The sequence below is a fragment of the Bacillus sp. AFS077874 genome, assembly GCF_002566505.1.
GTDB lineage: Bacteria > Bacillota > Bacilli > Bacillales > Bacillaceae_G > Gottfriedia.
Genome location: NZ_NUYF01000006.1, coordinates 218,487 through 235,906, shown reverse-complemented (window position 1 = coordinate 235,906; position 17,420 = coordinate 218,487). Strand labels below are relative to the sequence as shown.

General features: G+C 31.8%; 18 protein-coding genes and 1 riboswitch. Of the genes, 4 read left to right on the top strand and 14 right to left on the bottom strand.

Features of this window, described 5'->3' with window-relative positions; all coding sequences use genetic code 11:
• Nucleotides 1-19: 19 nt before the first annotated feature.
• The 6 genes from COJ46_RS06020 to COJ46_RS05995 all read right to left on the bottom strand — a co-directional run bounded on the left by COJ46_RS06020 (nucleotide 20) and on the right by COJ46_RS05995 (nucleotide 6,132).
• The gene (locus tag COJ46_RS06020) at nucleotides 20-745 is read right to left on the bottom strand and encodes a prepilin peptidase (protein WP_353652156.1); all 726 of its coding nucleotides are present in this window, start codon (nucleotides 743-745) and stop codon (nucleotides 20-22) included.
• Nucleotides 746-1,027: 282 nt separating this feature from the next.
• Complete coding sequence (locus tag COJ46_RS06015) at nucleotides 1,028-1,486, bottom strand: C40 family peptidase (RefSeq protein WP_097976530.1); 459 nt, start codon at nucleotides 1,484-1,486, stop codon at nucleotides 1,028-1,030.
• A 596-nt stretch (nucleotides 1,487-2,082) separates the two neighbouring features.
• Complete coding sequence (locus COJ46_RS06010; protein ID WP_098565747.1) at nucleotides 2,083-3,759, bottom strand: glycoside hydrolase family 13 protein; 1,677 nt, start codon at nucleotides 3,757-3,759, stop codon at nucleotides 2,083-2,085.
• A 262-nt stretch (nucleotides 3,760-4,021) separates the two neighbouring features.
• On the bottom strand, nucleotides 4,022-4,831 hold the full coding sequence (locus COJ46_RS06005) for a polymer-forming cytoskeletal protein (RefSeq protein WP_097976534.1): 810 nt from the start codon (nucleotides 4,829-4,831) through the stop codon (nucleotides 4,022-4,024).
• Between the two features lie 18 nt (nucleotides 4,832-4,849).
• Nucleotides 4,850-5,464 carry a DUF4004 family protein gene (locus COJ46_RS06000; RefSeq protein ID WP_097976536.1) on the bottom strand — a complete coding sequence of 205 codons (615 nt, stop codon included), beginning with the start codon at nucleotides 5,462-5,464 and terminating at the stop codon, nucleotides 4,850-4,852.
• Nucleotides 5,465-5,796: 332 nt separating this feature from the next.
• Nucleotides 5,797-6,132, bottom strand: coding sequence for an MGMT family protein (locus tag COJ46_RS05995; RefSeq protein WP_097976538.1), 336 nt, complete (start codon nucleotides 6,130-6,132; stop codon nucleotides 5,797-5,799).
• 155 nt (nucleotides 6,133-6,287) lie between these two features.
• Between COJ46_RS05995 and COJ46_RS05990 the strand changes: the two genes are divergently transcribed.
• From COJ46_RS05990 to COJ46_RS05980, 4 genes are all read left to right on the top strand, one after another.
• Nucleotides 6,288-6,986 carry an FTR1 family protein gene (locus tag COJ46_RS05990; RefSeq protein ID WP_176522543.1) on the top strand — a complete coding sequence of 233 codons (699 nt, stop codon included), beginning with the start codon at nucleotides 6,288-6,290 and terminating at the stop codon, nucleotides 6,984-6,986.
• Between the two features lie 174 nt (nucleotides 6,987-7,160).
• Nucleotides 7,161-7,451: a HesB/YadR/YfhF family protein gene (locus COJ46_RS05985; protein WP_097976541.1), complete on the top strand. Its 291-nt coding sequence runs from the start codon at nucleotides 7,161-7,163 to the stop codon at nucleotides 7,449-7,451.
• A 199-nt stretch (nucleotides 7,452-7,650) separates the two neighbouring features.
• A complete protein-coding gene (locus COJ46_RS24405; RefSeq protein ID WP_176522544.1) occupies nucleotides 7,651-7,827 on the top strand; it encodes a hypothetical protein in 177 nt (58 codons plus the stop codon).
• A gap of 106 nt (nucleotides 7,828-7,933) precedes the next feature.
• Nucleotides 7,934-8,272, top strand: a complete 339-nt coding sequence (locus tag COJ46_RS05980; protein WP_097976543.1) for a hypothetical protein — start codon at nucleotides 7,934-7,936, stop codon at nucleotides 8,270-8,272.
• Between the two features lie 292 nt (nucleotides 8,273-8,564).
• Here the strand turns inward: COJ46_RS05980 and COJ46_RS05975 are convergent, their stop codons facing one another.
• From COJ46_RS05975 to COJ46_RS05935, 8 genes are all read right to left on the bottom strand, one after another.
• Complete coding sequence (locus tag COJ46_RS05975; protein WP_097976545.1) at nucleotides 8,565-11,666, bottom strand: efflux RND transporter permease subunit; 3,102 nt, start codon at nucleotides 11,664-11,666, stop codon at nucleotides 8,565-8,567.
• 111 nt (nucleotides 11,667-11,777) lie between these two features.
• On the bottom strand, nucleotides 11,778-13,103 hold the full coding sequence (locus COJ46_RS05970) for a sensor histidine kinase (RefSeq protein WP_097976546.1): 1,326 nt from the start codon (nucleotides 13,101-13,103) through the stop codon (nucleotides 11,778-11,780).
• Nucleotides 13,100-13,783 carry a response regulator transcription factor gene (locus tag COJ46_RS05965; RefSeq protein WP_097976548.1) on the bottom strand — a complete coding sequence of 228 codons (684 nt, stop codon included), beginning with the start codon at nucleotides 13,781-13,783 and terminating at the stop codon, nucleotides 13,100-13,102. Before COJ46_RS05965 ends, COJ46_RS05970 begins: the two co-directional genes overlap by 4 nt.
• 185 nt (nucleotides 13,784-13,968) lie before the next feature.
• On the bottom strand, nucleotides 13,969-14,148 hold the full coding sequence (locus COJ46_RS05960; protein WP_097976550.1) for a hypothetical protein: 180 nt from the start codon (nucleotides 14,146-14,148) through the stop codon (nucleotides 13,969-13,971).
• 86 nt (nucleotides 14,149-14,234) lie between these two features.
• Nucleotides 14,235-14,375: riboswitch (cyclic di-AMP (ydaO/yuaA leader) on the bottom strand.
• A 613-nt stretch (nucleotides 14,376-14,988) separates the two neighbouring features.
• On the bottom strand, nucleotides 14,989-15,336 hold the full coding sequence (locus COJ46_RS05950) for a VOC family protein (RefSeq protein WP_097976554.1): 348 nt from the start codon (nucleotides 15,334-15,336) through the stop codon (nucleotides 14,989-14,991).
• 26 nt (nucleotides 15,337-15,362) lie between these two features.
• Nucleotides 15,363-15,941 (bottom strand): TMEM175 family protein, encoded by a 579-nt coding sequence (locus tag COJ46_RS05945; RefSeq protein ID WP_097976555.1) that lies wholly within the window; start codon nucleotides 15,939-15,941, stop codon nucleotides 15,363-15,365.
• 114 nt (nucleotides 15,942-16,055) lie between these two features.
• On the bottom strand, nucleotides 16,056-16,502 hold the full coding sequence (locus tag COJ46_RS05940; protein WP_286133569.1) for a DinB family protein: 447 nt from the start codon (nucleotides 16,500-16,502) through the stop codon (nucleotides 16,056-16,058).
• 368 nt (nucleotides 16,503-16,870) lie between these two features.
• Nucleotides 16,871-17,140 (bottom strand): hypothetical protein, encoded by a 270-nt coding sequence (locus tag COJ46_RS05935; protein WP_097976557.1) that lies wholly within the window; start codon nucleotides 17,138-17,140, stop codon nucleotides 16,871-16,873.
• Between the last annotated feature and the right edge of the window lie 280 nt (nucleotides 17,141-17,420).

Genomic DNA, 17,420 nt, shown 5'->3' with positions numbered 1-17,420 from the left:
TTTCAATTAAATAGCCTTTTTATTTATAAAAAATTATATCGTAAAATTCCAATAGATTTTCACAATAAAAATAACTAATTAATCCACCCATTGCAATGAATGGACCAAAAGGAATCGGATTACTCCGCTTTAATTTTCCGGACAATATTACAACTACCCCGTAAATACTGCCTAAAAAACATGCAAGTATAAATGCAATGAGGGTCAGTTCCCAACCTAAAATTATTCCTAGCACACTAAATAGCTTTATGTCTCCTCCTCCCATACCACCTTTACTAATCAGATTAATTAGAAGCAAAACCACAAATGCTCCTATCGCTCCTACTATACTACTCCACCATGGATCCAATGGAAATACGATTCGCTCAAAACTAAAAATAAATAAAAAGAATAGTAGAATCCGATTAGGGATAATCATATAGTTCACATCCGAGACAACAATAATGATTAATAAAGATATTATCGAAAGAGCGATCATTAACTCCTTATGAAAGCCAGTTTCATAGATGGAAAAAACAAATAACATACCTGTTAGTATTTCAATTAATAAATATAGTTTTGAAATTAGCATCCCGCAACTTCGACATTTCCCTCTTTGGAGTAAAAAAGAAAATACCGGTATTAATTCTATAGAACTCAATTTATGTCCACAATTTGAACACGTGGAACCCGGTGAAATAATTGATTTCCCGATTGGTACTCTTAACCCAACAACATTAAAAAAAGAACCAAATACTAGACCCATTACAAAAAAAGTAAAATAGACTAATGCTATGATTACCAGCTCCTTTATAGTCATTTAACTAGTTTAATTAAAGGTCATTATATCATTGGAACATAATCTACTTATTTATTAAAAAAGAATATTTTATGAAAAGATAAAGAAAACTTGCAGATGGCACAGACAGAGGCGTAGTTGCAATTATGCGTCGAATTCTCCTCCTCGAAGCTAATCTATAATTTCTTAAAGTACAAAAAAAAGCAATCTACCATTCTAAAGAAATGTAAATTGCATTTATTATTATGTTTATTTAATTACACTACCTGAGCCAGCGAATTTCGGTTTCCAATATGTATTAGAAAGACTTACAACAGCTACTCCCTTACTTGAAGTCGCTGAAATAAAATTATTATTTCCCATGAAAATTCCTACGTGGCTAATACCTTTTTTATATGTATTTTTGAAGAAAACTAAATCTCCAGGAACAGGCTTTTTAACAATTGAGCTAACAGTATACATTGACGAAGCAGTTCGTGGTAATGTAGTACCTACTTTTTTGTATACATACCCTACGTAACCTGAGCAGTCAAAACCTTTAGTACTTGTACCACCAAAACGATATGGCACTCCAGTATATTGTTTAGCGATTTTTGTTACCTGATTTTTCTTTGAGTATGGGTTATATGTAGATGCAGCTTGTGATTTAGTCGTAAAAAATACCATACTCAGTAAGCATACGAAAGCTATAAGGACTTGCTTTTTCATCTCTTTCTCCCCCTTCATTGATAATGTAAGTCTAACAAAATACAATTTTGAAAGCCATTACAGGAGTGTTACAAATTGTCGAAGTGTTTGTAATACTATAAAACTGTGTAGATTTTTGCCGGAAAGAAGTAATGAAAAAGACTGCCATTCGACAGCCACTTTGCAGAGTATTGAAATATGAGCATTGAATGAACCTAATTGATAAAGTTTGGAATTTGAAAATATAGCGGTGTTCTAGTTGATCTTACGGTGACATTGATTGTTATAAAGTTCAGATCGTTGTTTGAACAATGGATTTTATGATTTTACTTGATTATGTTTAGATTTGGTTATTTCCCAGTCTAATTTATCGTTATTTCTTCTATTTTTTTTGACTATATTGTACTATTAGCCCTTGTTTTGAGGTCCTATTTGCAGCTTTCATAGTTTTTATTGCAGTTATGACTTTTTTATTTGCAGATTTGCTAGATCTAATTGCAGTTTCAGATTTTTTATTTGCACTTCCACAGATTCGCCCCATGGAAAGCGAGCACTCTGTACAAAATGAAAACAGACTGTCATTCGACAGTCTGTTGAGTAAGTACCATACAACAAAATTAAATTAAGCGATAAACTCTAGCTTCAAAAGGTTTAAATTCCATGTTTTCAACTAATTGGTGATCTGTTAGTTCAATGTTCGTTAAACTCAATTGTGCATTCTTTTTCGTAAGTTCTTTCGGTAAAGTAAATTTTTGTTTCTCTGAAGATAAATTAGTAATCACTAAAAATGTTTCCTTTTCACCGTTTCGAGTGTATGCATAAACAGGTTCATTTTTAACATCTAGATATTCATACGGTGCATAAACTAGTGCCTTATTATCTTTACGTAAAGTAATCATCTTTTTATAGAACGATAATATAGAATCTGAATCTTTTTCTTGGATTTCAACATTTATTTCATTAGCGTTATCATTCGTTTTAAGCCAAGATTTACCTGTTGTAAATCCAGCATTCTTTGTACTGTTCCACTGCATAGGTGTGCGAGAATTATCACGGCCTGTTTTCCATAAAATGTCTAGAACTTCTTGTTCAGTTGAACCATTTTCAATCATTGTATTATACATATTTTTTGCACTTACATCATTATAATCATTGATTGATTTGTAATGAACATTTGTCATTCCAATTTCTTGCCCTTGGTAAATGAATGGTGTTCCTTGCATAAAGAAATACATTACTCCAATAGCTTTTGCTGAAATTTCCCAAAATGCTTCATCATCGTTTCCTAATGTACTGACTGCTCTAGGTATATCATGGTTCTCAATAAATAATGCATTCCATCCATATCCTTCTAAACCAGTTTGCCATTTCGTAAGTACTTCTTTTAAATCAGCGATGGAAGTTTCAGATTCATCGCTTTTCTTCCAAAGATCTAAACTTTCGAATTGGAAAATCATATTGAACTTACCTTCTTTTTCTCCAACCCACAGGTGTGCATCTTTTGTTGTTACACCATTTGCTTCTCCGACTGTCATGATGTCATATTTATCGAATGTTTCACGTTTTAGTTCATCCAGATATTTATGAATTCCTTCTTGATTCATGTGCATATCAAAGCTTGCCACATATTTCTCTTTCTTTGGATTTGGCATATCTGGAAAACCTGGTCGTTTTCTTATATGACTGATCGCGTCTACTCGGAAACCGTCGATTCCTTTATCTAACCACCAATTAATCATATCATAGACTTTTTGTCTTACTTCTTTGTTCTCCCAATTTAAATCAGGCTGCTTTTTGGAAAATAAGTGTAAGAAATATTCATCTGTTGCTTCATCATATTCCCATGCAGATCCACCGAAAATACTTTCCCAGTTATTTGGCTCATTGCCTGATTTATTTCCTTCTCTCCAAATATAGTAGTCTCTATAAGGATTATCTTTAGATTTTTTAGATTCTAAAAACCAAGGATGTTCATCACTTGTATGATTGACTACCAAGTCTAAAATTAACTTCATTCCTCTTTCGTGAACATTCTCTAATAACTCATCAAAATCAGCCATTGTGCCAAACTCATCCATAATGTCCTGATAATCTGAGATATCGTAACCATTATCATCATTTGGTGACTTGTAAAATGGGCAAATCCAAATAACATCTATACCGAGCTCTTTTAAATAATCTAATTTCGAAATTACACCTCTTAAATCACCAATTCCATCACCATTTGAATCCATAAAGCTACGTGGATAAATTTGGTAAGCAACCGCTTCCTTCCACCAACTTTGATTTGTCATAATCTCTCTCCTCCAAATGCATAAAAGCGTTTTCAATATTGACTATATTAGTAGCCTTCTTTAAAAAAATAAGTACAATTTCAATTGCAACCGTTTGCACATTATTATCTTAACATTCAACTAACTATAGTTCAATAACCGAAATTAAGTGCCAGCTTGCACTTTATTAGAAATTTCTATTCTAACTCCCTTATGCTGCTTTATTTAAAAAACGTTTTCAAAAAAAGCAAAAAAAAGCAACTTAGGATATCCCTTAAGCCGCTTATACTTCTAATTTCTTTACATCCTTTACCTTTGCTGAAGGATGAATTTGAACATCTTCTGTATATTCAACAAGGTCGATTACACATTTTGGACCAATTGTTACAGCATCGCCTCGTACTACACTCGCTGTCGTATAATCAATTTTTACAGCACTTCCTTCAATAACATCTGATTTGAAGTTTGTACGGTTGTTAAAAATTTTCGTAAAAAGTCGTGAAAATACATTACTGTCATCAAATCGACTAATTTCAATTGTTTCTCCGCCAATTTCAGGAATATAACTAAATCCACTATGATAGCTATATCCACCATGCGTAATTTTTACATTTTCAGCATTTAATAAACCATTCATTGATAAGTGACCTTTTGCTGTAAATACTTCACATTCAGATCCTTTTTCTGTTGAAAGCGATCCTTTTATATTAATGACTTCTGCTTTTACTAAACCTGTTGTTTTCATTGAACCAGAGACATGAATACTTTGAACATTTAAGTCACCTTTTGTTTTAAAGCTACCACTAATATTGACATCTCCACCAGAAACTTTTCCATCAATAGAAGCTGAGCCACTGACGTTCATTTTTTTTGCTTCAACATCACTTAAACATTTAGCACTACCACTGCAATTAAAGTATTCCGTTTCTACTTTACCATTAAATTTAGCAGAACCACTTACCTTTACTTCATGACAAAGAATATCACCTAGAATTCGGCCACTACCACTAATTTTAACGTCATCATATCGTCCAGTACCAATTGTTCCTGAACCATTAATAATCGCATCTTGCCTCGATTGCACATTCGCCATAATGTCTCCTCCTTATCTTTATTTAATTGATTTATTTAAATAGCTCGAGAGATTAACATTGATTAAGATCGAATCCTTTTGATCAACAAACGTCTCATGATTTCCAATAATCCATGTACCCATACCAAATTTTCGAATATAAATGACAGTCGCTTCATCCATGTTAATTTGGTTTTTATGCGTTTCAACCAAATTTAAAAATTGTTTTATTTCATCTATTGTTACACTTCCATTTGAAAGCCACTCGTTTACAAAAAGTAACGAACATAGTTGAACCGTACCTAAATGCTCTAATTTAGTATTAGGAAAAAGTGATTGATATATTTGTACAACTTGTTTAGGGATTTGCTCCAAAGATAAAGTAGCATTCCCACGATCAGAAACGATTTCTTCATTGATTGAAAACACTCTAGCAATATCATCTAATGATTGATCATCCTTCAACTCTTTTATTTTTTCAATCCGATCCAAAATTCTCTGTTTTGGAAAAAACGTTTCCTGTCCAGTAAAGCTTGATTTTTTCATAAACCACTCTTCAGGAATGATGTTTTTCCTTTTCCATCTATAAAGCTGTCCGTACGATATGCCTGTAAGTTGTAGTAAATCTTTTTTGGAAATTAATTCTTCACTCATATGACATTCCTCCTGACATGAGTATAACAAAACAATGTTTTATTGTAAAGTATTCGGATGTAGCACTTTTGACATAATAATTATTCAATTTCACAACAATATTGTGCGTAACAATGTTTTAATTGAAGTCATTTTCATATAAAGAAAACTCGTCGATTGACGAGCCTTTTAGAGAGAGTCGTAGTTGCACCTATTTTCATAGAATTGTCTATTACGTGAGTATTCCCCATATTTCTTAAGTGAAAAAAATACCCAAAATCCATTTATCCATGAATTTTGAGTAGCAATCTCACTCTAAATCTATTTAGTTAGAATGCACCTTTTCTTTGATCCTAAATTAAGTCTACATCTTCTTTCTCAAGAACTACACTTACTTGATATTCCTTCAAGTTAATGGTTCTCTCGTTCGTAAATTTGACTCCTTCGTTTTGGAGCAAACGTTTTTGCCTTAAAAATCCTTCTTCATCTTGGATCCCTATTTCACCTTTAGCATTTATAACTCTATGCCATGGCAATTGGTATTTTTGGCCCATCGAGTGTAAGATTCTTACAACCTGTCTAGCTCCTCTTGGACTTCCTGCCAATTTTGCAACTTGGCCATATGTCATAACTTTTCCTAGTGGTATATTTTTAATAATTTCAATCGCTCTACTTGTAAAAGATTCCATTTTTTCCCCTTCTAAAATTCACATTTTGGGCTATTTTATATTAATTTTACCACATAACTTATTATGCCTATTTATTAATAAAATAGTGTCCGTTTCTACTATTAAAGAATAGTCTAATTAGTAGATTTAAATATAATGGGGAGGATGATAGTGAATTGAATGCTAATTTTTTAATAGCTTTACGAGAAGGCCTTGAGGTTTCCTTAGTAATCGGGTACTTACTCATTACTTTAATACAAAGTAAAAAAGAGCATTTAATTAAGTCAGTAGTTTACGGAACAATACTTGGAGTAGTAGTTAGTATTTTTGCTGGATTTTTCTTATTTACAACATTCGGTGAACTAGATGGAAATGTTGAACATACTATCGAAGGGGTAATCCAATTAATTGCAGCATTGCTAATCTTCTATTTTATCTACTGGTTAAGTAGTCAAAGTAGCATTAATATTTCAGATAAACTAAAATCAGAAGTTAAAATTATAGACAGTAGTATTTCATTATTCTTAATGGCAAGCGTATTTGTGATCCGAGAAGGCTTAGAGCTAGTTCTGTTTGTTTTATCAAATGCACATACAATAGCCTTTGTTGGGATGATTTCGATTTTACTAGGAATAATTGCAGCTATCTTAATTGCATATTTATTTATCAAAACTACAATTAATTTAAATATTAAAGTGATTTTTACTTTACTAGGTATTCTATTAATTTTCTTTGGCGGTAAAGTATTCACTGAAGGTCTTTTCTCCTTTATCGATGCTACCCCACTAGTTGAACAAATCGTCTATTATGGATTTGTCCTCATTTCACTATTTATTTTATTTAAAAACAACATACTATCATTTTTCAAAAAATAAGATAGCTTTGTCTAATGCGCCTGTCTTAAAATACTTCAATTATAGAAGAAAACCTGCAAAATGTGGGTTTTCTTCTTTATTCTAGTTACACTTTTGCACTTAACATCACTTTTCTGTATAGTTTTTCACATTCATACTATAATATTTTTATAAGATAAAGAAAGGTCGGATACAATGAAAATTACAATTTCCGAAGATGCATTAAAATGGTTTCAAGATGAGATGAATGTCAAAGAAGGAGATACAATTCGTTTTTTCGCACGTTACGGTGGAAATAGTACAATACATAAAGGCTATTCTTTAGGTGTTACTAAAGAACAACCTGTGGACATCGGAGAATCTATTACGATTGATAACGTAGTCTATTTTATAAACGAAACAGATTTATGGTATTTTAAAGATCATAATTTAAGTGTAATTGTAAATGAAAATAATGAATTACATTTTGATTATGAACCTAAATAATGTAAGGAGCTTAGGTAGCGTTTGTGCCTAAGCTCTTTTTTTGCTTTTGAATCTATTGAAGTAGCTTGTTTATTTTCTTGTATAAGTAACTGGCAGGATAGTTCGATATGGAAAGGATTTTTTAAGCATAAAAAGAATATAGTTTTAAGAGAATAAACATATTCGTATTTCTCATTTGGAACTTTTGGAGGGAATTTAGATGGCTTTTTGGATTTCAACTATTGGTGGCATTTTAGCATTGGGTGCATGGATATGGTATTACTCATCTTTAGGAAAAAGAATAAACCAAGAAGAAAAAGAGGCTGGCAAAGATCTATCTTATGAAATTAATCCATTCACAGGTTCAGCTAAATCGTTTTATAGAAATGGAAACTGAATTTAAATAGTTTCCATTTTTATTTTAGGCATTTTTTATATAAAATAATTCTATTATTAATTCTGATATAATACTTGTTGGATATAGTCATCTTGGAGGAGTTCATTTGGAAAAAGATATTAAAAAAGGCCTTATTTATGGCTTTTTATTTGGAGTAGCAATTACGATTTTATTTATTAAACATTATGAAATAATCGCAGATTCTGATGGAAATGAGATCAATTATTTAGGTGTATTTGATTATTTAATCATAATTTTAAAGCGAGGTATAGTTGGTTCTTTTAGTGGAGCGATGATTGCTTTTATTATATTTAAACTAAATTCTTCTTTAAAACTGACAAAAAAAATGAAAATTGGTGCCCTTATTTTTGGTTTATGCGTAGTGGGACCGGTTATTCAATATTTAGTGTCTTTAAGATTAAATGAAATGTTACTTTTCAACTAACAGAATTTAGGAATTTTTTGCTAAAGGAATTGGAGGGATTTAATTAATAATGACAATTGGAACTTTTTAATAAAGAAATAACAAAAGCAAGTTATTATTTCATCTTTTTTTGTATTGGGGCAATAGGCGACATCGTATTATTAATAAATGGCACTTTTTATGATAAACTCTGAAACGGTTTAGTCTATGTTATTTAGTAAGGTATATCTAAAAGGTTGTCTATTAGACAGCCTCTTTTTTAGTTTAAATACAAAAGAGTGCCCCACTATTTATGTGAGGCACTCTTTTTCAATTATTCTTCAATCTTTTTCTTTTTGCTTACTAACTTATAAATAACTGGGATGATGATTAGTGTTAAGAATGTTGAAGTTGTTAAACCACCAATTACAGTTACTGCTAATCCTTTCGAAATTAAGCCAGATGTTGAATTTGAAAGGGCCATTGGTACTAATGCAAGAATTGTCGCTAATGCTGTCATTAGGATTGGACGTAATCTCGTCTTTGAAGCCTCAATTAATGAGTCAGTTACATCTAATCCATTTTTACGATTATGCTCAACACGGTCTAATAATACAACCGCATTCGTTACAACAATACCGATCAACATTAATAGTCCGATCATTGCACTCATTGAAAGTGTTTGCTTACCAATAAATAGCGCTAAGAAAGCTCCGACTGGTACGAAGATTAATGATGTTAAAATAACAAACGGTGTTCTTAAGCCACCAAATGTCATACTCATGATTAAGAATACTAATCCAACAGCAACAACCATTGCTATTCCTAAACTACTGAATCCATCTGAAATCATATCCAAACCGCCGCCAATTTTCATATCGACGCTTTTTGGTAAATCAATTTTATTTAAATGATTTGTTACATCTTTTGTAATTGCTGCAGTATCTTTACCTTTTACTTCTGCACTTACTGATGCAAACATTTTTCCATCATCATGGTTGATTGAAACTGGTGCATCCTTTTGAGAAATAGTTACATAGTCTTTAATTTCTTTCGGACCTGTTGCAGTCATAAATTTAATTTTTTCAATATCTTCTTTTGAAGTTGCTTTAGTTTTATAACCTACAGTAAGCTTATTTGTTTCGCCGTTTAAATCGTAATCACCGATCTCAACGTCGTTAATTTTTTCATTAATAGCTCCCATAACTTGGAACATTGAAATATTTTCATCGTGTGCTTTATCGTTTAATGTGATTTCTAATTTAGGTTGTACATCTTTTAAATTATTAGAAACATTTTTCAGACGATCATCACTATTTAATTCTTTTTCAATTTTTGATGCTGCATTTTTTAAGTCATTAAAGTTAGCAGAGTATAAATTTACATCAATATTGTTCCCTGTTGGAGGACCATTTTGAGAAAGTTCTTTTGCTGTGATTGTTGTACCTTTTACTTTCGCATCAACAATTGAAGGAACTTCTTTATTGATTTTTGAAAGTTCTTTATCCATGTTCTTTCCGTCTTTTAGATTGATTTGGAAGATTGCTTTATTTTTGCCACCATCCATATTCATCATAAAATCACGTTTACCACCAACAGTAGCTTGTACACTGTCAATTTTGTCGGAATCTGCAAAGTATTTTTCTAATTCTTTTGCGACTACATTTGATTGATCCACAGTACTATTCGATGGAAGAGTTGCTGTCACTTGAAGTGTTTTATTTACACTTCCTGGTAAGAATGAGAATCCTAATAAAGGAATCATCGATAATGAACCAGCTAATAAAACGATTGATAATAAGATAACAATCCATTTACGTTTTAATGCCGAACGAAGTAACTTTTCGTAACCTCTCATAAAACGAGTATCATTACTATGTTCTTTTAATGGTTTTGATAAGAATTTTGCTCCTAATGTTGGAATTAAAATGATCGCAACAATTAGAGAAGTTAAAATCGAAACTACTACTGAAATAGCAAATGGTCTAAAGAATTCTCCGATAATACCACTTACAAATGCTAAAGGTAAAAATACTACTACCGTTGCAAATGTAGATGATGCAATGGCACCAATTACTTCTTTAGTTGCATATAATGCCATCTCTTTTTTCTTATATTGATTACCTTTTTGTTGTTTCCATCTGTATATATTTTCAATTACAACGATACTATCATCAACAATACGTCCAATCGCAACAACTAGTCCACCTAAAGTCATAATGTTCAATGTGTAACCTAATGAATTTAATACAGATATTGTTGCAAAGATTGAAATTGGTAATGATAAAATTGAAATGATTGTTGCTCTAATATTTCTTAAGAACAACAGAATAACGACTACTGTAAATAACGCACCTAATAGACCTTCTTTAATTAAAGAACTAACGGATTTTTCGATCTCTTTACCGTTATCCATAATGACATGCGTTTCTACATTATTGTCTTTCTTAAACGTTTTAATTTCTTTTTTAACAGATGTTGCTACATCCGCTGTATTTGAATCTTGTGTTTGAGAAACAGATAAAATATAACTTTCTTTTCCGTTATATCTAGAAATTTGATCTTGAACAGATACTACTTTTACATCTGCAATGTCAGCAACGGTAACATTTTTTGGCGTTACTGTTTGTGCTTGTCCTGCACCTCTACCTAGTTGTGCTCCTTGAGTCATCGTACCCATTTGTGAACTTTGAGCAGCTGCACTAGATAGAACTGTTTTTTTGATTTGATCGACTGAATTTAACGTACCTTTCATTCGAACAGAAACTGTTTTGCCATTATTCTCAACAGATCCTAATGGCACTGCATAATCTAGACCTTGAATTGCCGTTTTAATCGTATCTAAAGAAATGCCTTTTTCTTCTGCTTTTTTATTATCTACAACGATTTGAATTTCTTCATCTTTTGTTCCTTGAAGACTTACATCACTAACACCATTGATTTTTTTAATTTGAGGAAGTAAATCTTTTTCAATTGATTGTTGTAAGTCTTTTACTTGTCCGTTATTTGCAATTGCAACTTGATAAATAGGAGCAGAATCCATCGCAATACGTTGAACTGTCGCTTCTGCTTTATCAGGTAACTTAGTTTTATTGATTACATTATCAACGTCTTTTTCAATTTTATCCATATCCGATCCAAAAGGATAAATCAAAAAGATTGAAGCCATATTTTCACTTGAAGTACTTGTTAACTGATCATAGTTTTCAAGCTTCATTAAACCTGATTCGATTGGTTTAGTGACCTCAGTTTCTATATCCTCAGATGATGCACCAGGGTATACTACCTGTACTGCAACAGCTGGAAATGAAACATCAGGAAATGTTTCAATTTGTATTTTTTGGGCAGAATAAATTCCCCCAACTAAAACAAGAACACTTAATATAATAACTGAAATTGTGTTCTTCAAACTTAATTTCGTTAAGCCTGCAAACATAATGTATCTATTTCCCCTTTCGATTGGTTACAATTCTAATACGGGATTAGTTTATCAAATCTATATGAACAGAATATGAACAATTAAGAACATAATTTGAACTTTTTAATTTTACAAGCTTTTCGGAAGGATAATCGTAAAGCTAGTTCCTTTTCCAACAACACTTTCAACTTCTATTTTCCCATGATGTATTTCGATAATTTTTTGAACAATCGAAAGACCAAGCCCAGTTCCTTTTTTATTTCTAGAACGGTCTGCTTGATAAAAACGTTCAAATATCCGCTCCATATCTTCCTTACTTATTCCTAGTCCACTATCGCTAATCATGACGTGAATAGTATGATCCAACTCCAAAATATCTATTTTAATGTACCCAGCTATACTTGAGAACTTAATCGCATTTTGAAGTAAATTAATCCATACTTGTTCAAGTAGTAATCGATCTGCTACTATTTCTGTTTGTGGTAAATTTAAAACTAATTGAAGCTTTTTACTTTCCCAATGTGGCTCTAATGCCAAAATAATTTTTCGAATTTGTTCATCTAATTTGTAGGTCATAGGCTGGAATGGATGTTGCTCAGAGTCTAATGAAGCCAGCTTTAATAATCTTTCACTCATCATTGAAAGACGTTCACTTTCTTCCTCAATAATGGATAAATAATGTTCCTTTTTCTCTTCAGCTAACTTATTATTTCTTAAAACCTTTGCAAATCCCTTAATAGATGTTAACGGTGATTGAATTTCATGAGAAACATTTGAAACAAATTCACTTCTCATCTCTTCTAGCTTGTTTAATTTATTCGTCATCAGATTAAAATTTGAAGCGAGTAGTCCAATTTCATCCTTACGTTTAATCGTTACTTGAACCTCATAGTTACCTTTAGCTAGTTCTTTTGTGGCACGAATTAGCTCTTTTACTGGCTTTACTAATAACTTAGCAACAAATAAAAATGTTACTGACCCAATGATTAAAGTTGTCAGCAAACTAAAAAATAAAACTCTCCGCATTTTAAAGAACCCACGATCAATATTGGGTTGAATAAATAAAGCATATTGATGTCCATCTTTTTCAAAAGGTAGACCGCTGAGATATCCTTTTGTTTGAACATTACTTTTGTTTAGTACATTTAATACTTGTTCTTTTTTTATATTCTTCTTTTTTAGTGCTGTATTTTTCAAAACGATTTTACCCGACTCATCATACAGTGAAATATAAAAATTTTTACTAAGAATTTGTAAGGTCGCATCTACTCCATTTTGATTATCTTGTTTAGAATAGATGGAAATAAAATTTTCTCCAACATCAATTAAATCACTTTGTACTTCTGTTTCAACATGTTTTATAAAGTATTTTGAAGCGATAAAAAAAGTAATGACTAAACTCAATAAAATAACTGAAATAAAGATTAAAACCAATCTCGTATACATGCTTTTCATGCGTGATTTCCCTCTAATTTATAACCTAAACCTCTAATTGTAACGATTTCGACTGTAGCCTTTAACTCTCTTAGGCGCTCTCGTATTCTCTTTATATGCACATCAACTGTGCGTTCATCTCCTTCGTAATCAAGTCCCCATATTTGCTCAATCAAATCATTCCTCGTAAAAATTCTTCCAGCTTGGCTTGCAAGCTTCAACAATAATTCGAATTCCTTTAATGGTAATGTAATCGATTGATCATTCGCCGAAATTTCAAATTTAACTTGATTAATCGTTAAATTACCTATAAAAATATTTTTATCAGATAGTAATTGAAACCTTCTTAATAGAGCTTTTACACGGGCTACGATTTCCAAAGGATCAAACGGCTTAACAACATAATCATCTACCCCAAGATCAAAGCCTTTTAATTTATCTTGAGATTCACCTTTTGCTGTGACCATTAAAATCGGAATATCATAATATTTTTTAACCTCTTCTGTGAACTCATATCCATCTACTTCAGGCATCATCACATCAACTACTACTATTTGAATATTATTTTCTTCCAGTAACGTTAATGCTTCTTGACCATTTTCAGCCTCAATAACTGTATAGCCTTCACCACTTAAAAAAATAGAGATTAACTCCCGAATATTTGCATCATCATCGACAACTAATACATTTACATGATTCAATAAATTCACCTACTTACATTTACAAATAATTATGTACATATTATATAGACTCATTATGAACTAAATATGAATTATGAAACCAAAACTAACCATATAAAAAAGAGAATGGCCTAATTGACCACTCTCTAACGGAAGTTTCAAATATTGTTTCAATCCATTTTTATTTCGATTTTCTACAATACTAATCAATCTATTCTCACGACTTTACCTGATTTTCTCTCTCTAACGATTCTCTTCCTATTCTCAGACTTTCCACACTTATATTTTCCATTTTCATCATCTACTACAGAATCCTTACGAGTCATAAATACTGCTATTAACATAGTTAAAATAAGAATCCCGCCAAATATATACATTTCTAGCACTACATAACCCCCACTTACTTTATCAAAATTGAATGCAAAAAAGACACTAGGAAAATCTCCAGTGCCTTAATAAGACATCATTTTGGAAACCTTCTCTTACACGCCTACGAGGTTAGCTGTCGGATTCGGACCTAAAAAGTAGCCCTACCTAAAAAGGATTCACCCCAAAGTACAAGTGTACAAAAATTGGTTCCCCCGCTTCAAAGTTGAAATGTCCCTCAATAATAGAAGAAACACTTAACTAAAACTCAGCGATCTATGGTCATTTAATTTTATGTATATTACTTAAATTACAATTCAACTACTAAATTGTAAACTATTTTACTACTTAAAGAAACTAATATGTCTTTTGATTAAAAATGCTGGGCCAATAAATGACCATTAGATTAATCTTTTACTAGTTGATTTTTGGATAGCAAGTTGTTCAATGTTACTTACTAAAAAAGGGGCATGAGTCCCTCTCTGGTATGAAACCCTAATTCACAGTTAACGTATGTAATCATTAACTAAGGTCCTTTAAAATAAGTAATAACCCCTATTATTAAATTAAAAGTGACATATATCAATAAGATGGTTCCAACAATTCTTCCTGTGCTTTTATTCTTTTTCTTTGCAAATTTGTTAATTAGGAAGACAATAATAGCTATTACTATAATAAGAATTAATAATGGTAGAAAAATAAATAAGTCTGACATAGTTTGTTCTCCTTTATGTATTCAAATAATAAAGAGTTACTAAAAAACTAATATTCTATGGAGAATCTTTTTATTCCTTGTTTAACTAAATTGCAATAGTACAAATAAAAAAAGGATCGCGTCAGCAACCCTTTTTTAGCGCAGTTTATTTCTCCCAAAGTTCAACTAATCTACCTTCAGGATCTTTAATCCATGCAAACTTACCATAATCACTAATCTCTTTTTCCTTTGCAAGAGGTATACCGACTTGTTCAAGATGCTTAATCGTCTCGTCTAGATTATAAACTTGAAAATTTAACATGACTTGCTGTTCTGTTGGGAAATAATTGTCTTCTTCCGTAAAGAAAGAAAAGATCGTTTCATTTTCAGAATCGGGTTTAATGATCGTCCCATTCCATTTTTCTATTTCAACATTCAGCACTTTACTGTACCATTTTTTTAAAGCATCCAGATTTTTAGTCCTCCAGAATATTCCCCCAAAACCTTTGATCATCATAGTCTACTCCCTCACTTTTTTATTTACCTACTTTGCATAACCTTCTCAATTCGACGATCCGGTAATAACCACATAATTGCAACGATTACATAAATTATTTGAGCGAACCAAGGCCAGATCAAAGAAGTGCAAACTCCAGCTAAGTAACAAACCACTGAAGCTTTACCTTTCCAATCATTACCTACTGCCTGTTTTAATTTTGAATTTTTTCCCTCTTTTTGGATAATTATACCTTGTAATATGAAGTAAGCTATTGCGGTCATTAAGAGTATTACACCATAAAGCATTGTTGGATAAGGCTTATAATGGTTTTCCCCCATCCAACCAGATGCAAAAGGAATTAAGGATAACCAGAAAAGCAAATGAAGATTTGCCCACATTATTGATCCTGTCACCTTTTGTAAAGTGTGTATCATATGATGATGGTTATTCCAGTAAATACCAACATAAATAAAACTAAGTAAATAACTAAGAAAGGTTGGGAAAAGTTGTAATAAGTCTTGTATATTCGGACTATGAGGAATCCTAATTTCTAGGACCATAATTGTAATAATGATAGCAAGTACACCGTCACTAAAAGCTTCCAACCGATTTTTATTCATTGTTTACTCCCTATTATTATTTGTCTTTTTGTTTTATTAATATTTCTGTCTATTTAAATTCCTTATTTCCACGTAAATTAAAATTTTCATATCGGTTAGTTTGAAGTATGCCCGTCACTTAACAAGCCTTTGTTCTAAATCACTTTTCTGGCGCAAGTGATGACGAAAATGCATATAAACCAAATCATACCATTCCTTTGCATTTAGCCATCCGAACCCTCCATGCTGGACTTTATAATTTGGGTTAATATTTTCCACTTTCGACTCCCATTGACTCAACCTTAGTATTACTTGATTAATTCTGCTGATCAGCTCGTCCTTGCTATCTGAATTATTAGGTGGATCATTTAGTTCATCTGGTAATCTAATTTTAATTGGTGGAAATCCCCCATTCTTATATAACTTCTCGCCAAATTCCGTTTTTCCAAGGGGTTGTTCATCATTTAAGGTAGCACAAGTTTCCATGCTATCTAGATATTCATGGGCACAAATGATTAAATGATCATACATTTGGCCAATAGACCAAACCTCCTCTTCAGATTTATACCTTAACTGTTCCAAAGTGTAATTTTGAAGCTCGTTTTTGTATGTATTAATCAGTTCAATTTCGCTCAGGGGTAATTCCTCCTTTGTATTCACTTAAATCTAAAATTTTACATTTTTTGCATATGTAACTAATCATTCAATATTCGTTTACAAATACCTTCTTCAAAATATCTACCATGTATCTCAATTAAAAAATCGACTTTGCAGTCGATTTTTTTTGTACAGCTAAATTATACTTTACATAAGTACTATAATAGAGTCCTAATTACTAAATGAAGTATTATTTATATAGCTCAACAAACACAAAAAAAGGAATCTTCTAATTTAATGATTCCTCAAAAATTCTCTTTTGCTATGAAACTATTCAAATAACTTTTTAACTTTTAATATGGAGTAGGAATAGGCGTTCCCGGTGGTCTCCACCAAGATTCAACAGTTTTCCAAGCAGTATTATAATCGTAACCTTTTCCCATCAAGTAACCTATAGCAACTGCTTCTGTTAATGCGTGTTGATAGCCAAGCTGTTGTGCTTCTTTTAATCCATGGCTAACAGCTGGATTTATTAATGTTAGAATTTGTTGTGGATTTACAGTTTGCTGTGGATTTCTATAATAATCATTGTGATTATAAGGTACATAGTTGTAGAAATTCATATTAACTTTCCTCCCTTTTAAATAACGTTTTATGCAATCTTGGGCTTTCAAATCTTTATAATATATGTAGATTTGGGAGTTTGCGGAATAGGCTATAAGCATGGCTTAAAAATTTTTAGGTGAACATTATCTTTTATCCTGTCGTTACACCGAAGTGTCTTCTCTGTCTAAAAAGGGGCACTGACTAGGTCAGCACCCCATGCGACTACCTGTCACACAAAAAGACTACCTAAGTAGTCTCAGACTGTTGACAAACGCTCGCTTTCTTCGTTGCTTCGCC

What these genes read in the sequence shown, in the direction of transcription:
- COJ46_RS06020 (WP_353652156.1), bottom strand. Translation starts at nt 745, where the DNA reads ATGGGTCTAGTATTTGGTTCTTTTTTTAATGTTGTTGGGTTAAGAGTA.
- COJ46_RS06015 (WP_097976530.1), bottom strand. Translation starts at nt 1,486, where the DNA reads ATGAAAAAGCAAGTCCTTATAGCTTTCGTATGCTTACTGAGTATGGTA.
- COJ46_RS06010 (WP_098565747.1), bottom strand. Translation starts at nt 3,759, where the DNA reads ATGACAAATCAAAGTTGGTGGAAGGAAGCGGTTGCTTACCAAATTTAT.
- COJ46_RS06005 (WP_097976534.1), bottom strand. Translation starts at nt 4,831, where the DNA reads ATGGCGAATGTGCAATCGAGGCAAGATGCGATTATTAATGGTTCAGGA.
- COJ46_RS06000 (WP_097976536.1), bottom strand. Translation starts at nt 5,464, where the DNA reads ATGAGTGAAGAATTAATTTCCAAAAAAGATTTACTACAACTTACAGGC.
- COJ46_RS05995 (WP_097976538.1), bottom strand. Translation starts at nt 6,132, where the DNA reads ATGGAATCTTTTACAAGTAGAGCGATTGAAATTATTAAAAATATACCA.
- COJ46_RS05985 (WP_097976541.1), top strand. Translation starts at nt 7,161, where the DNA reads ATGAAAATTACAATTTCCGAAGATGCATTAAAATGGTTTCAAGATGAG.
- COJ46_RS24405 (WP_176522544.1), top strand. Translation starts at nt 7,651, where the DNA reads ATGGCTTTTTGGATTTCAACTATTGGTGGCATTTTAGCATTGGGTGCA.
- COJ46_RS05975 (WP_097976545.1), bottom strand. Translation starts at nt 11,666, where the DNA reads ATGTTTGCAGGCTTAACGAAATTAAGTTTGAAGAACACAATTTCAGTT.
- COJ46_RS05970 (WP_097976546.1), bottom strand. Translation starts at nt 13,103, where the DNA reads ATGAAAAGCATGTATACGAGATTGGTTTTAATCTTTATTTCAGTTATT.
- COJ46_RS05950 (WP_097976554.1), bottom strand. Translation starts at nt 15,336, where the DNA reads ATGATCAAAGGTTTTGGGGGAATATTCTGGAGGACTAAAAATCTGGAT.
- COJ46_RS05945 (WP_097976555.1), bottom strand. Translation starts at nt 15,941, where the DNA reads ATGAATAAAAATCGGTTGGAAGCTTTTAGTGACGGTGTACTTGCTATC.
- COJ46_RS05935 (WP_097976557.1), bottom strand. Translation starts at nt 17,140, where the DNA reads ATGAATTTCTACAACTATGTACCTTATAATCACAATGATTATTATAGA.